This is a genomic window from Kitasatospora sp. NBC_01300 (assembly GCF_041435235.1).
Classification (GTDB): Bacteria; Actinomycetota; Actinomycetes; order Streptomycetales; family Streptomycetaceae; genus Kitasatospora.
Genome location: NZ_CP108408.1, coordinates 5,925,534 through 5,940,471, shown reverse-complemented (window position 1 = coordinate 5,940,471; position 14,938 = coordinate 5,925,534). Strand labels below are relative to the sequence as shown.

The 14,938-nt window shown below is 69.1% G+C and carries 7 protein-coding genes; 1 reads left to right on the top strand and 6 read right to left on the bottom strand.

Features of this window, described 5'->3' with window-relative positions; translation table 11 throughout:
• Positions 1-43 precede the first annotated feature (43 nt).
• Positions 44-1,072 carry a hypothetical protein gene (locus OG556_RS26060; RefSeq protein ID WP_371519939.1) on the bottom strand — a complete coding sequence of 343 codons (1,029 nt, stop codon included), beginning with the start codon at positions 1,070-1,072 and terminating at the stop codon, positions 44-46.
• A 342-nt stretch (positions 1,073-1,414) separates the two neighbouring features.
• A complete protein-coding gene (locus OG556_RS26055) occupies positions 1,415-2,035 on the bottom strand; it encodes a hypothetical protein (RefSeq protein WP_371519936.1) in 621 nt (206 codons plus the stop codon).
• Positions 2,036-2,741: 706 nt separating this feature from the next.
• Here OG556_RS26055 and OG556_RS26050 point away from each other — a divergent pair.
• Positions 2,742-4,106, top strand: coding sequence for an HNH endonuclease (locus tag OG556_RS26050; protein ID WP_371519933.1), 1,365 nt, complete (start codon positions 2,742-2,744; stop codon positions 4,104-4,106).
• 263 nt (positions 4,107-4,369) lie between these two features.
• Here the strand turns inward: OG556_RS26050 and OG556_RS26045 are convergent, their stop codons facing one another.
• The 4 genes from OG556_RS26045 to OG556_RS26030 form a co-directional block, all read right to left on the bottom strand.
• A complete protein-coding gene (locus OG556_RS26045; protein WP_371519929.1) occupies positions 4,370-5,812 on the bottom strand; it encodes a glyceraldehyde-3-phosphate dehydrogenase in 1,443 nt (480 codons plus the stop codon).
• A gap of 347 nt (positions 5,813-6,159) precedes the next feature.
• Positions 6,160-10,467 (bottom strand): hypothetical protein, encoded by a 4,308-nt coding sequence (locus OG556_RS26040; RefSeq protein WP_371519926.1) that lies wholly within the window; start codon positions 10,465-10,467, stop codon positions 6,160-6,162.
• Positions 10,374-12,245: a hypothetical protein gene (locus OG556_RS26035; RefSeq protein WP_371519923.1), complete on the bottom strand. Its 1,872-nt coding sequence runs from the start codon at positions 12,243-12,245 to the stop codon at positions 10,374-10,376. Before OG556_RS26035 ends, OG556_RS26040 begins: the two co-directional genes overlap by 94 nt.
• 90 nt (positions 12,246-12,335) lie before the next feature.
• The gene (locus OG556_RS26030; RefSeq protein WP_371519920.1) at positions 12,336-14,723 is read right to left on the bottom strand and encodes a hypothetical protein; all 2,388 of its coding nucleotides are present in this window, start codon (positions 14,721-14,723) and stop codon (positions 12,336-12,338) included.
• Positions 14,724-14,938: the final 215 nt, after the last annotated feature.

Here is a 14,938-nt window from a genome sequence, read left to right as displayed (position 1 = left end):
CGATCGCGGGGCGGGTGACGGAGGTTCTGGGCGGGCCGGGGCGTCAGTAGGCGCAGCGGTCCCGGTGGGAGGCGAACGCCTTGAGCGGATCACCGGACAGGAAGTGCCAGGGCGACTCGGTGACGGCGCCGTCCAGGGCCTCGAACAGCAGGCGCGCGGTCTTGCGCTGGCCGGCCAGCGAGAAGGCCATCGCGAAGGCGTTGAAGGAACCCTGCCAGCCGCGGACCGGCGTGAAGTCCGGGTGCAGCACGGAACGGAAGGCCGCCTCCTGCAAGTCGGCCACCACCTCCGCACTGGCCAGGTAGGCGCGGTCCTCGCCGTCCGGGAGGTCCAGCCAGCGCTCCAGGTGCGCCAGCACGACCAGCTCGCCGAGCTGGCTGCCCTCCGGCGCCGCGAGCATCGAGGCGCGGGCGAAGGCGTGCATCTCCTCGTGCGAGCCGCCCCACTTGGCGCACAGCTGCTGGAGGCGCTGGCGGTGCGAGGCCGGATGCCCGGGAGCACGGCGCACGGCGGCCTCGAAGCGGCAGGTCGCGACCTCCGCCGGGAGCGAGGCGCCGCGGGCGCTGATCTGCAGGAAGTACCAGGGGGCGAGCCAGGACGGCTCGCGCTCGGCGACCTCCAGCAGCTGCTCCTCGGCGGCGTCCAGCCGCTCGTGGAACACCTTCCACTGCTGCTCGGACACGTGCTTCGCCCGGGCGCCGGTGCGGGCCTCCCAGGCCCAGGTGACGTGCCGGGCGCCGGACAGCAGCAGCGCCATCGTGTCCTCGGGCCGGTCGGCGAGGGCCCGGGCCGTCCACTCCTCGACCCGGGGCACGTCGGCGATCGCACCGACCCGCCCGGTCAGGTCGGCGCCGTCCCCGACGGCGGCCAGCGCGGGGCCCAGGGCGGCCCAGTCACCGGCGGCGGCCTGGGCGAGCATCAGGCGCAGCGACTCGTCCCCGAGCGCCGGATCCAGCCGCGGCGCCGCAACGGCCACCACGGGCGCGGACCCGACGGCCCGTCGCACCCTCCCGCGCCAGCCCGCCCCGCCCTGCGCGGCCTCCTCGCCGGAGCGGCGTCGGAACAGCGGCATGTGTGGCCCCCTCGAACATCATCGGCATCTTTCGCATGGCCGCACGACGGCCACCCCAGATGAGTAGATATCACGGCCGACCGACATCCGTTTGCCCAGCCCAGGGGCGGTCCCGGTCCGGCACGCGCGGGGACCGCCCCACGGCCCGCCGACCGGGGCGGACGGCCGGGGCCGACGGCCGAGGTGAGGGCACGTCGAACGGGGTGCGGGCACGTCGAGGGCGGCGGCGCCGTCCGCTCCGACGCAGTCCGATCCGGCACCGTCCGGTCCGACGCCGAGCGCAAACGGCCCCGGCGCCTCCTCGGCCCGGGGCTTCGCTTCGCTCCGCGTACGCGGCGGCCGTCAGGCCAGTCCGAGTCCGGCGTCCGGGGTCCTGCCCGCCTGGGCCTGCTCGATCCGCTTGACCAGCATCGCCCCGAACCGCCGGGCGGCAGCCACGTCGGCCGGCCCGCCCTCGGTGGTCACACTGGCGACGACGGTGCCCGAGCGCAGCACGATGCCGATGCCCTCGCTCTCGCCCAGCTGGCCCTGGAAGGCCTGGCTCTCGCTGCCCAGCACCGGGGAGTCGACCTTGCGGAACGGCCCGGCCCCGTAGGAGGCGTAGGACTCCTTGAGCTTGCCCTTGGCGGCGTCGCGGTTCGGCAGCGTCTCGACGATGAAGCGGGCGACCACGTCCCCCGAGGAGAACCGGACGGAGCCGCTGAGCGGCTTGCCGGTGCACGGCACCGACGCGGTGCAGGTGGTGGCGTGGTCGATGGTGTCGACCTTGCGCTTCTCCTCCTCCCAGCCCGCCATCGCCTTCGCGTCCGGCAGCACCTGCCCGACGAGCTTGTCGTCCAGCAGCACCGCCTCCAGATCCGCCCCGGGCGTCGCCGCGCCGGCCGGCGGAGCGGACGCCCCGGCCCCACCGCCCCCGGCCGCCGACGCCGAGGCCGCGCCCGCCCCCGTCGCGGCAGCGGGCACAGACGCCGCCGCCGAAGCCGACGCCGGGACCGAAGCCCCTGCACCGCTCTCACCGCCCGCCGGACCCGACGCGCTCGCCACCGCGCTCGCCGTCCCCGCCGCGCCCTTGGCCGCGTCCGAGCCCGCCGCGGAACTCCCCGCAGAACCCGCCGAGCACCCGGCCAGCACCCCCACCAACGCCCCGGCCGCCACTGCGGCAGCCACCCTCCGACCAGCCATCCCCATCCCCATCGCCCACTCCCTCCCGATGTCCGTGACCCATCAAGATAGCCGGTCGAATTCCTCGTTCCGCCACGCCCTCCCCCGCGCTCGTGCGGCGCCGCCCGCGTCCCGGCCCCCGTGCGGTCCGGGTGAGTCCGCGGCGCTCTCCGCGTCCGTACGACTGCACGTCACGCAGGTCTGAAGCGTGCCATCGACTGCTTGGCCACCCGCCCCCCGGTTAATCAATAACCGACTGTCAGATCTTCCTATTACTCTCCCCGGCATGGGCCTCGAAGATCTGACGCATGCAGGAGCACAGCCGGCCATCTGGCAGCACGACCTTCTCAGGCCGGCTGCCGAGGCGATTGTCCGCAGTCCCAAGGCCCCGCAACTGATCCTCCAGCCTCGAGGCACCAAGGACGGGGGCCCGAAGCACTTCGCCAAGTCGATGCGGAAGGGTATCCGCATCTCTGATCTCCGGAGTTCGGTCGGCCCCGAGGCAGACGTGCTCACCGGCCTGTACCCGGACGGGGTCGCCCGCCTGTGGGGCTCGACGCCGACCTCTCAGACCAACAACGAGAAGGTACGGGCACTGCGCGACCGCCGGGTCGGCGACAGCGTCCTCTTCTACACGGGAAACAGCTTCATCGCACGCGCGACGGTCGTCCAGCTCTTCACCAGCCCGGTCATAGCCCGTGCTGTCTGGGGCAGCGACGAGAACGGCAGGACCTGGGAGCACATCATGGCGCTCGACGACTTCGAAGAGTTCTCCCAGCCGGTCCCCGCTCTGGACGTCCTGGCCGAACTCCAGGTCCCGCGCCCGCTTCGCATGCTCACGCTCCGATCGGCCGAGGACCACTCACGCGTCGCCCACCGTCTTCCGGCGGTGCATCACCCACAGCCGCCCCACGGACGGACACGGCCTTCTGCGTCCCACACCCCTCCCCTGACCGGCCCGGACCTGCTCAACCGGCTCCGCGGTCTCAAGACCAACCGCAACACCGCCGGAGGGGAGCCCAGCCGCCACCAGCCGCTCGCCCTGCTCTGGGCGATCGCCCGCATCGCAGCGGGTGAACCGCGGCTGGCACGCTGGTCGGATTTCCGGTCCGAGGTCGGACCGCTGCTGTCCGAGTACGGGCTCCCCGGCTCCAAGGTCACGCCCGAGTACCCGTTCTGGCACCTTCAGGGAAGCGGCCTCTGGGAGGTGCGCGGAGTCGGCGAAGACGCGGGATCCATGCCCTCGGTCAGGGTCCTCAACGACACGCAGCCGGAGGCCGGCCTGTCGCAGGACGCTGCCGAGCTGTTGCAGGACCCCGTCACCCGCCTGGAGGCGATGCTCCTCCTGCGAAGCCGCTATCTCCACGACATCGACCTGCAAGCCCTGCTCGGTCGACTGGGCCTGACCGGATACACCGCCGCGGACGGCCTCGACGACACCCTGGAGGACGAGCACGCGGCGACGGCCACCGCCCCGGAGCGGGCCACCGGGGCCGCCCCACGCCGGGATGTCACGTCCTCCCGCCCTGTCCGGAAGGCCGCCATCGTGAGCCGGGTGAAGGAGATCCACGACTTCAGGTGTCAGGTCTGCGAGACCCAGCTGCGGTCCAACCAGAAGCCCTACAGCGAGGCGGCTCACATCCGCGGCCTGGGGAAGCCCCACCACGGGCCCGACGAGCTGCACAACCTGCTGTGCCTGTGCGCGAACCACCACGTGCTCTTCGACGGCCTGGAGATCTACATCGACGTCGAGGGTGTGGTTCGGGAGACCCACGGCGATCTGCCCCTCGGGCCGCTGCGCCAGCACCCCGACCATCCCATCGACGAGAAGTACATCGACTACCACCGGAGCCTCTGCATGCTCAACCGCTGAACGGCCTCTGCCGCCCCTGCCCCGGCCGGTAGCGTCCGAACGGGGACAAGGCCTGAAGGCAGGGGGGACGACATGGCAGACACCTGGCAACGGCAGGAGTCGGCAGCCGTCGTCCGTCGGCTCCGGAGTCGCCGAGCGCTCGGGAAACCCGCCGTTCGGGCCGATCGAGGGTGGAGCGGGGGCGTGAACGGCGGCGGGGCGGCGACCGTACTGGTCGCCGCCCCGCCGCCGGAACTGCCGGAACTACCTGAACTGCCGGAGGATCAGACCGCCGGGGCCGGGTAGGTCGGGAACTCGACGCCCGAGACGTACTGGACGACCCGGATGACCTGGCAGGAGTAGCCGAACTCGTTGTCGTACCACAGGTAGAGGATCGCGTTGTCGCCCTCGACCTTGGTGGCGCCGGCGTCGACGATCGAGGCGTGGCGCGAGCCGATGAAGTCGCTGGAGACCGCGTCGGGGGAGTCGGTGAAGTCGATCTGGCGCTTCAGCGGCGAGGTCAGCGAGACGTTGCGCAGGTAGTCGAGGACCTCCTCGCGGTTGGTCTCGCGGGCCAGCTGGAGGTTGAGGATGGCGATCGAGACGTCCGGCACGGGGACGCGGATCGAGCTGCCGGTGATCTTCGCCTGGAGGTCCGGAAGGGCCTTGGCGACGGCCGAGGCGGCGCCGGTCTCGGTGATCACCATGTTGAGCGGTGCCGAGCGGCCGCGACGGTCGGCCTTGTGGTAGTTGTCCAGCAGGTTCTGGTCGTTGGTGAACGAGTGGACGGTCTCCACGTGCGCGCGCAGCACGCCGTACTCGTCGTCCATCGCCTTCAGCGGCGGGACGATGGCGTTGGTGGTGCAGGAGGCGCAGGACAGGATCTGCTCGTCGGGCTTGATCGTGTCGTGGTTGACGCCGTGGACGATGTTCGGGACGTCGCCCTTGCCCGGCGCGGTCAGCACGACCTTGGCGATGCCGGGGCGCAGGTGCTTGGACAGGCCCTCCCGGTCGCGCCAGCGGCCGGTGTTGTCGATCAGGATGGCGTCCTTGATCCCGTACTCCGTGTAGTCGACCTTGGTCGGGTCGTCGGAGTAGATCACGGTGATCTCGTTGCCGTTGGCGATGATCTTGTTGTTCGCCTCGTCGACGGTGATCGTGCCCTGGAACTGGCCGTGGATCGAGTCCCGACGCAGCAGCGAGGCGCGCTTGACCAGGTCATCGCCGCCGCTGTCGCGCACGACGATGGCCTTCAGGCGCAGGCCGTTGCCGGAGGCCTTCTCGATCAGCAGGCGGGCGACCAGGCGGCCGATCCGGCCGAAGCCGTAGAGGACGACGTCGCGGGCGTCGCGGCGCTCCAGCTTGTTCTCGCCGGTGGCGCCGGAGACGGCCTGGGCGGTGAACTCCTCGACCGACAGGCCGTGGTCGTCGGCCCGGTAGGTCGCGGCGAGCATGCCGATGTCGATCTGCGAGGGGCCGAGGTCCAGGGTGGTCAGCGCGCTCAGGAAGGGCATCGTCTCGGTGACCGAGAGCTCGGCGCCGGCTATCTGGCGGGCGAAGCGGTGCGTCTTCAGGATGCTGACCACCGACTTGTTCACCAGGGACCTGCTGTGCAGCAGGACGGTCACGTCCCGCTCGCGGTGCAGTCGCCCGATGATCGGGATCATCGACTCCGCGATCTCCTCGCGGTTCTTCCAGTCCGTGAACACGTCGTCGTTGACAGTCACAAGTCCATCTTTCGAGCTGAGGGTGTTGCGCACATGGTAGCTTCGCCCGCCCCCGCCCCTTCGGCCGGTCCCTCCCCGGCCCGCTTCGCCCAAGCCCCCGACCTGCACTTTCACCCGCCGCCCACCCTCAAAGGTGATCACCACCACCCTGCGACCCCTCTCAGACTCGCCCTCGCGCCGTCCGGGCCGACAGCTGTAAATTGAGTCAAGCAGCACACTGACCGGCTGCCCGTTCGCACGATGAGCTTGGGCGGTAGTCGGACTCGCTCGGTGACACACGGCCCTACCAGGTCGTCCGCCGGGACAACGGGTCACCGCACGGTGCGTACGGTGACCCGCGATAGCGGTCAGTCGCCGTGAACCCTCTCCCAGCAAGCCTTCAAAACCGGTTCGAGGTGGTGTCGGCCATCCGCGTCGACATCGAAGACCTGGAGGGTGCGCAGCAAGACGAGCGCGCAGGCCACGTCCGCCGAGTCGTCCTCCGCACCGGCCTCGATCGCCGCCTGCAGGTCGTCGAGGGCCATGCCGTCCGGAGTCATGAACTCCAGAACAGCACGGTAGGCAGCCCGTTGAGGCGTGCCAGGCAACAGCCCAGCATCTGCCAGGAACCCCTTCGCCCCCTGACTCTCCTCCAACTCCGCAACGATCTGCCTCAGCACCTGCTCCCCGTTGTGTCCCTCATCGAGCGCGGCAGACAACCGGTGCACCAGGGCGGGCCAACCGCCGGTACCCTCACCGAGCCGCTCCAGTTGTGATTCGGAGTTGAACACCTCCTTGTCCTGGGCCCAGGCGCGAAGCCCGTCGGTTGTGAACCTGCGCAACGGGATCGCATCGATCTCGACCTCGTGCTGCTGACCGTTACCAAGGGCGACTTCCCAGACAATCTGCTGGCCGGGCCCCGCAATGACGACTGCCGAGCGCGTGACGCCGGACGCGGCCGGGACGCGTCGAACCGCGTTCTCCAGCGTGGCCAGACACCTCTCGTCGTTGGGCCCCTTCACTGTGAGGTCCGACACAACGACCCGCTCCTTGCCGGGCCGGCCCAGGACGAGCTCGCGCTCGTAGTCGGACCACCTGGACACCTGAGGCATCTCCCACCCCGTGGTCTCGGCCACTTCCCGCAGAGCGGCGCTCACCCGATCAATCCCGGTGGCGACGCTCCCGATCACCAGTCGGGCCTGGTTTCCCTTGCCGGGGAGCACGTCGGCGATCTGATTAGTGGTGAGTGGAGAGTACGAGTGGCCGTCACGTGACTGGTGGCGCGCCTCGAACTGACTGAAGTGCTCTGCCACCTTCCGGCGCGACGCCTGCTGCAGCTCAGCTTCAACCATCTCCAGGTTACCGATCCTGCTCAACGCGTTGGCGCTGCGCAGGTGCCAGCCGCGATGATCGGGATCCGGCGCGAGCACACCAAGTCCCTCCATCTCCGAGAGGTAGGCCCGGAATTGGTCCGTGTCCAGGTTCTCGAAGCCTTCCGGCCACCAGTACGTGCACTCCTCCCGCAGCCCGACGTGGTTCAGTGCCGCGTCCAGCCCGTAGTGATGGGCGTGATGTGCCACGACGTTCGCAATCACGTTGTAGCGGGAGTCCAGCCGCAGCGTGTCGTGGAAGGCTTCGGTAATGCTGTCCCTGAGGGCCCGGTCCGACTGGACCTCCTCCACGTCGGCCCGGGTGATGGCGTACGGCGGTCCGGAGGCCGCACCGGTCCGCTTGGCGTGCATGCCCTGGACCAATCGGTGCCCGAACATTTGGAGCAGGAACGGCTGGTACGAACAATGCCCAAGGATGCGGTGCACCAGGGCGGGATCCTCGAACTCGTAGCCGAGCACCCCAAGCGGCTCGATAAGCAGGCTCACGGCATCCTGTGGCCGGAGTGGACCGATCACCCTGGGACTCTGCGCGAGGTGGCTGAACGGGCTGTTGACCGCGATCTTCGCGAACCGCTGCACCGAGTGCAGGCCCGCGAACACGACCTTGACCCGGTCATCCGCATCCCCGCCCAGGTCGCGCAGCCGACGGGTCTCCGTGAACTGCGGGGAGTCGGACTCGAAAAAGCCGTCTGCCTCATCAAGCATGATCAGCAGCCCCCGTTTGGAGTCCTCACGAAGCCACGCCTTCATCCCGGTCAGCACCTGCTGGTAGCTCATCACCGCATCGGCCTTGACCTTGCGTTGCAGGACCAGGGCGTCCCGTTCGACCAACTGCCGACCGATCCGGTCCCACACCGCGGAGGAGGGTGCGTTGGTCCCGGTGAACGTCGAGTCTAGCGAGAGCAGCAGGCTGAGGCGCGAGCTGGGGATCTGGGCCTGGTACTTGCGCCCGGCCGCCTTCAGCAGTGCCGACTTTCCAAGTCCCCGGCCACCGAACACCACCTGGTCGCCCTTGGGATGCTGAACAGAGGCGAGCTCCTCACGGCGACCGAAGAACATCTCCTCGGAAACGGGGGCCCGTTTGCCCATGACATACGGGTTGACCGCAGAGAACGGCAGCAGGACCCGCATGGCAGAGTCAAGACGCTGATTGCCACAGGCCGCGAGGTGGGCCAGTGCGGCATCGTCCAGCACCACGATCGCCCGCCTCCTACGAGCGCCCTGTGCCGCGAGCGCCTTGCGATCGCGCACCGAGAGTGTGCCGAAGTAGACGACGAGCAGACTGTCGTCATTGGGATCCTGCTGGATCCAGGACATCAGCGTCTCGGCCGAAGGCCGGTCCCATACCAGCATCACGCGGAGGCTGCCTCGCAAGCCCGAGCCGAAGTCGGGCACCAGCGCCGAACCGGTGTAGTCGACCGAGGGAACATCGAGAAACCGGTAGCTACCGGAGCGCGGCAGTTCGACGCGCTGCGGTCCCTTCGTGCTGCTGTATCCGATCAGCCGGAGAGCGGGCACCAGCAACTCACTCTCGCGGACGCCCTGCGTACGCGCGCTGCCCTTGCGGCCCGCCAGGTCGGCCCACCCGGCAAGCGCCTGAGCGGTCTGCTCCGCAATCTCGGGCGACAGTCCCGAGTAGTCGAGTGCCTCGAGTTCCAGGAATCGCTTCCGCTGGCGTACGGCCTCGATCAGCTCCCGGGAGATACCCGTCGACGCCAGCCTGGTCGGCACCTCGGGGAAGAAGACCGCCAGGCTCCGATCCGTCGTGCGCGTGTCGGGAATGCTCTCCCCGTTCACCAGGTGCGAGATGAGCTCATCGGCGGTGAGCAGGTCACCAGTGTCGATCAGCTGCTCCACACGATCCTGGTCGTCCGGGCGCAGTCCGTCGATCGCGTGGAGCCGGGTGCGTAGCGCGGCTGTGTGGCTGGCCCTCGCCCGGTTCAGCTCCCCGGAGAGCGCTTCAAGCTCCTTCCTGACGCCCGCAAGGTCGCAGTCCGGATCCGGCACGGCGGCCTGGATCCGGCGCTCAAGCACACGCTCACCCTCCTCCGTCAGAGCTCCGTCCACCCGAGCACGTCGAAGGGATTCCTCCAGGCTCTGGCGACGATCACGCAGTTCCCGCGCGACCCGCCTGCTGGTCTCCGACACGACATCCGCCAACTCCTCCGGAGGCAGGCTCTGCCCTCCCAGGCCAGGAAGCTCCCGCTTCGTCCAGAGGTCGAGGAGCGTTCGTGCGGTGGCGAAGTGCTCGTGCTCCGTCTGGACGCGGACCGCCTCTTCCCAGGAACGGCCACCGGCGCCGACGAGCTCCGCGGCGGGCACCTCCGGGTACCGGACCGTGCCCGTGGCCGGATCCACGACGGCTCCCGGCACCTTGAGGAGCTCCGCGTGCAGGGCCAGCTCCGCAGTCAACTCGGTGTCGTCGAGCCGGGCCTCCCCGGACAGCAAGTCGAAGGTCCGGGCGAGCAGAGTGACAGTCGTCTCCATGGTGGCGGCTGCTACGAAATCCGCAGTCACGGCCTGCTCGTGGACCTCCCGCAGCACGTCCTTCCGGAGTCTGAGCACGGCAGCGCGCATGTCCTGAACCTCGTTGGCACTCCAGCCCAGCTCACGGGCACCGAGCGTCTGAGCCAGTCGGCACCACTTGTCCACCATGGCCAGCCGGTCGGCCGTGTGGCGCAGGAGATCCTGCTTGGCCGACCCCTCCAAGCGGCTACGGGCACCAGGCGACATGAACTGGCGATCCGCACGTTCCAGCCTGGCCTGGATGACCGCCGGCTCCCGGAGGTCGTTCACCTCCCGAGACAGCACGTCGAGGCGGCTACGATCATCCTCGACAGCCTGCCGCAACAAGGACCCGATCAAGCCCTTCTCGGGATCCCACCAGTGGCGAATGACCTTCTGTCCGCGTGGGAAGCGGATGCTCGGGATCTGGTCGAGCCCCTGTTTGCAGTCCTCCCGAGCGTCCTCCAGAGCTCGCTCCAGCTCAGCCGAGTCACGGGCAAGGGCCAGCGGCGGTGAGTGCATCAGGAGCGACTTCAGCGCACGCTGGGCCACCTCGTCGGCGACCTGCGCCAGGCTCAACGGTAGCCCGGTCGCAATCCTGCCGAGCTCGGCTCCAGCCTCCGGATCGCCCGTGACAAGCACGGCCTGCAGGAGCGCGGCGGTGACCAAAGCGGCGTCGGGCCGACTCACGGCGAGGTCTCCGAGATTCGGGTCGGCGAGCAGGGTATACGGATTCGCGAAATGCTCTCGCTGCTCGGCGAGCGCACCGCCTCGGCGCACGCTGCGATTTGAAGTGCGGTAATCCGGTACTGCGGTTCACCGAGGCTGTCAGCCAACGAGGCGGCCAGGCCGTAGCGCTGGGCCGCGATGAGTCGGGCAAGGGCCGAGCGGGACTCCGAGCCCACATCCTCGGCTGTGCCCGCGGTCGCGTCCGACCGGGGGCCTCGGGCCTGCGGGACAGCCGCGGCGTGAACCGGTTCCGGCTCCGGGCCACCAGGTCTGGCCACAGGTGCCTTCACCAGCACGGGCACGGCCGGGGCCTTCAGCAGCAACTCCGCGGACGTCGGTCTGGTAGCCACCGCATCCACCGTTTCCGCACCAGTCACGACAGCGATCGGGCCGTCGTCATCGTGGCGGCCACCTGTCGCCACCGGGTCTCCAACGGTCCGCACGGACGTGACAGCACCCGAGGTGATCTCAGTGGCGACGACAGGTACTTGGTGCCCGGACGCCGACGACTCAGGATCTGTCTGCGAGCCCTCCCCTGGCTCTTCCGCACCACTAGAATGCAGCAACAATTCCTGGTACCGACCGGCTGGGTAGGCAAGCCCACGACTCTTCGCCGCGGTCTGGAACAAGCCGATGATCTCGGCAGACTGCCGCCCAACGGCATGCAGCTCCACCATGGTCAACAACGCATTGAGCGCCTCGGCGTCCTCCGTCTCGGACGCACCCCAGTCAACGGTGCCCACCAGGACGCCCGCTCGCTCGCGGGCGGTCTCCAGGTCCTGGGCAAGTGCCGGGTCACCGGGCCGACACGTCAATCGGGCTACATCGCCGAGCCGTTCACGCAGCGGTGCCGAAGTGAGACGGCGCACCACCACGTCGGTCTCCCGGGTGCAGTTCGCCAGGTCATTCGGGGTGACCACGACACCGTGCGCACGCAGGCCACGAACTGCCTCGTCGAACGCCGTGGCCACCTCGACCAACGCTGCCAGGTCCGCATCGGCCGGGCGGGACTGCTCGGTGATGGCCGCCATGGTCCGCCGGGCCGGCTCCACGGCCGCCCCGAGCCCGTCGGCAATCCGTCGCAATGCGGCGTTCAGCTGCGGGGTGTCGGGCATGCTGGCTGGGCCGGCTTCCGAGACAGCCGCGTCGACGGAATCGATCGTTTCCTCGGACCGAACTTCGGGCGCGTACAGCGCCTGTCCCTCCTCGTCGTCACCTTCACCGGCGGAGGTCCTGTCCGGAGCCAGCTCCACCACCCGCCGGGCTGCGCCAAGAACCGCCTTGACCGGGATCCCCATGTCGGTGATCCAGGGCTGCTGCAACGCCCAGGACCACAGCGGAGCGTGCGCGACGCTCGCTTCCAGAGACGACCAGACGGTGAGCCGCAGCAGAGCAGGGCTCCAACGGTGAGTGAGAGGCCGTGAGGTGTCCTCAGATACGCCTGCGGTGTGCCTGGAGCCCGCCCACGCCACGTCATGGAAGAGCGGATGGGTCAACAGATGGGCAGCATGATGGGCACGCTCCCCATCCGGACTGCGCTGCATGCGCGTCAGCACGTCGCGACACAAGGCCCGGTTGACCCGAGCCCCGTCGATCGGGATCCTGAGCGTGCTCAGGAGACTGCGACGCCACTGCACCGGGGTGGAGTTGAGGGAGTGCTCGATATCCGCCTCGGTGAGCCGAGAAAGCGCGACCGTCAACGGCCCCGGCTCACCCGAACAAATGTCGGCGAGGACTGCGGAAAACGCCTCAAGGGCCTCGGCCAATTCCGCGGAAGCGCCCTCGGGTTTCAGGGGATCGACGTCAAAGAGCGGCGGATTGCTCTCCATGCTCGGGACAGCTCGCGGTTGACGGGGCAAGGTCATGCAGGCTCCTGTCAGGGGTGGTGATGCGAGCGCACGTACGGCAAGGCGGCACGATCAGCGGCTTCGCCTGTGCGGACGTACGTAGGTGAATCCGGCCGGCAGTTCGGACGGGCCGGTCAGCCGGAGTCTCCGGTGATCAGCGTGGTAGAGCGCGCGTTGCTCGTCGGTCGCTTCGTAACCGAGATGGCCGATGCGGCGGAGAAATCCGGCCACGCCGTGCTCCTGCACCGGCTGGTCTGGAGAGATCGGTCCGGCCGGGGCGGGGCCAGGCTCCGGCCGCCCGCCCCGCATCTCGACGCGATGTGGCGTGTAGCAAACGAGTTCCTCGAGAGGGCGCCCCGTCAGGGGTGGGTAGTACGTCCGACCGTCCAAACCCCGGCTACCCCGCGTGGTCGTCAGTTTCCCGATGGCGAGTAGGTCGGCCAGGGTAATTCTGATTTGACTTGTAGTCATGACGCGGACATCCATGACGGCCTCAAGTGCAGGCGGAACGTCGGCCCGCGCAAGCATCGCCCGCCCGAACTGGTCGAGCAGGCCGAGCCGGCGGACTGCGGTCATCAGCAAGCGCGTGTCAGACCGGTCCTCCGCCTTGCCACCATCCCTCGCCAGGCCACTCACCGCATCCCGGGTGAACACCCCGGGATCGTAGCGGTGCTCAACGCGGTCGCCATCGATGGTGACGGGGTGGGGCAACAGAATCGTCCGCGCGTGGACCACCCGACTTCCACGCTGCCAGGTGCACGAGAGCCAGATCCCGGGAAAGAACTCCCTCGGCCAGATGAGACCGATCAGCCAGCTTCCTTGTCCGCTCTCGGCCATGCTCGCGTCCTGGCGGGCAACAGCCGACTCAAGCCCCTGCCCGGCATGCTGCAGCAGCACCCGCACCGGACCAGCCAGGGCGCCGGCAGTGCGGAACTTCCCCGCGACGTGGCGAGGGAGCGGAAGGCAGTTCTCCATCAGATGCGCCAGCCGGAGCGGCTGGGCCCACTCGACCTGGCCGTCGTTCACCGAGAGGACAACCGGTGAACCCAGGTCACCGTCGTCGGGCCACGAACCAGAGGCAGCCTCCGCCGCCGTCCATGGCCCCTCGCCGTACACCGGATCCGGCTCTTGGTCTGCTTCTGGCAGATCCGGTTCCGGCGCTGACGCGAAGGTGCGCCCCAACGCCGGTTGAGGAAACGACTCGGCCCAGCCCCGGCCGAGAGCACTGTCAGACGAGCTCTCCGCCGATCCCGTGCCGATGCCCTTCCCCTCGTACGCGGCGCGCCAGACACCTCCACCCTGCCAGCGGTCGTCCAAAGCCAGCCGCACCCCCGACGGCAGCAGGTCGGTGGCCTCGTCACGCTCGCGCAGCGAGTAGTCGATCAGCACCGAGTTGGTGTGACAGACGGCCAGCGGGTAGGCAGTCCCGCGGATCTCGTCCCGCCACTCCGCTCGGCTCCGCAGCACTGCGCCGATCGCTGTGTACACGGGCTTCGGCCCGCCCGCTTGAGCCCGACGGCTGCTCTTCGGAAGGGCGTGGTTCGCGGTCGACTCAGCCAGCCGCCCGAGGTCGTCACGTCCCAGTGAACCGGCGCCGGTGAGTCTTTGCGCCATCGAGTCGCGGGTGAACACGTACTCCCCCCACACCCGCACCGCCTCCAGTGACGCCAGGGCCTCCCGCACGGCACCCATCAGTCCCCTGACCGCTGCCAACAGTTCGTCCTCGCTACTCCCCGATGCGATGAGCGACGGAAGCGGCGCCGGCGCCAGCGCACTGGTGAGTTGGTCCCGGCCATGAGTGACGAGGTACTGCGCGTAATAGTCGGCGTCGCCAAGGGCGGCGTCCGTCATCGCATACCGGGACTCGACCACCAGATGCTCGAACTCGTCGGTCCTACCCTGACGACGCAGTCGCTGCAACCGGTTCGCAGTCGGAGCCGGATCCTGCCCGAACGCCGTCGTGTCGAACACCAGCCGCTCCCGAAGCACGGGGTCAGTCGCTCGGTCTGATGTGAGCCGACCTGGCCCCTGCGCGTCGGCCGGCGCGCCGGAGAGCCATGCCGGGGTCTCTCCGTAGGTTCCGAGCGCCGGGTGCGCCCCCTCCTTGTAGACGATCTCCGCCGGCAGCAGGTCGCCGGCCGTCCGGATGTTGATCATCGCGCCCACGGGCAGCGCACCCACCCGGTCCCCGAGTGCGACCGAGGGGAAGTCCCCGATATCCAAAGGCCCACCGACGTAGCCCCCGGCCGCGATGTCGTAACCGAAGTACACCCCGTTGAAGGCCACCGCCGTATGTACGGGAACCGAGCGGCGCGCGACCAAGGCCTCCAGGTAGCACAGGAGCCGGTTTCGCACCTCGGGGTCGCACGCGCCCAACCCCGAGATCATCTCCCGGGTGATCAGAGGATCATCGTCGTAGGGCCGCCACACTCGCTCGCCAGTGAACTGAAGTACGGTCATTCCGGGCGGTGTCCCGTCGCAACGGCAGACGAGAATCCGGTGACTCCACTGCACTCAGCGGCAGTTGTGGCCAACGGAGTGTCAGTTCCTGGAAGGAACCCGGCAGGCCGGCTAGATGGCGACACAGCAGTTCGAATTGCACCGCCGCCCGAAGTGCCCATTGTTGTCCGTTCTTGGTGGCGCCTATGCCCGCCAGACACAAGGACGCGATTCGG

Coding starts and splice junctions, on each gene's coding strand:
- OG556_RS26035 (WP_371519923.1), bottom strand. CDS start 12,245: ATGGAGAGCAATCCGCCGCTCTTTGACGTCGATCCCCTGAAACCCGAG.
- OG556_RS26060 (WP_371519939.1), bottom strand. CDS start 1,072: ATGCCGCTGTTCCGACGCCGCTCCGGCGAGGAGGCCGCGCAGGGCGGG.
- OG556_RS26030 (WP_371519920.1), bottom strand. CDS start 14,723: ATGACCGTACTTCAGTTCACTGGCGAGCGAGTGTGGCGGCCCTACGAC.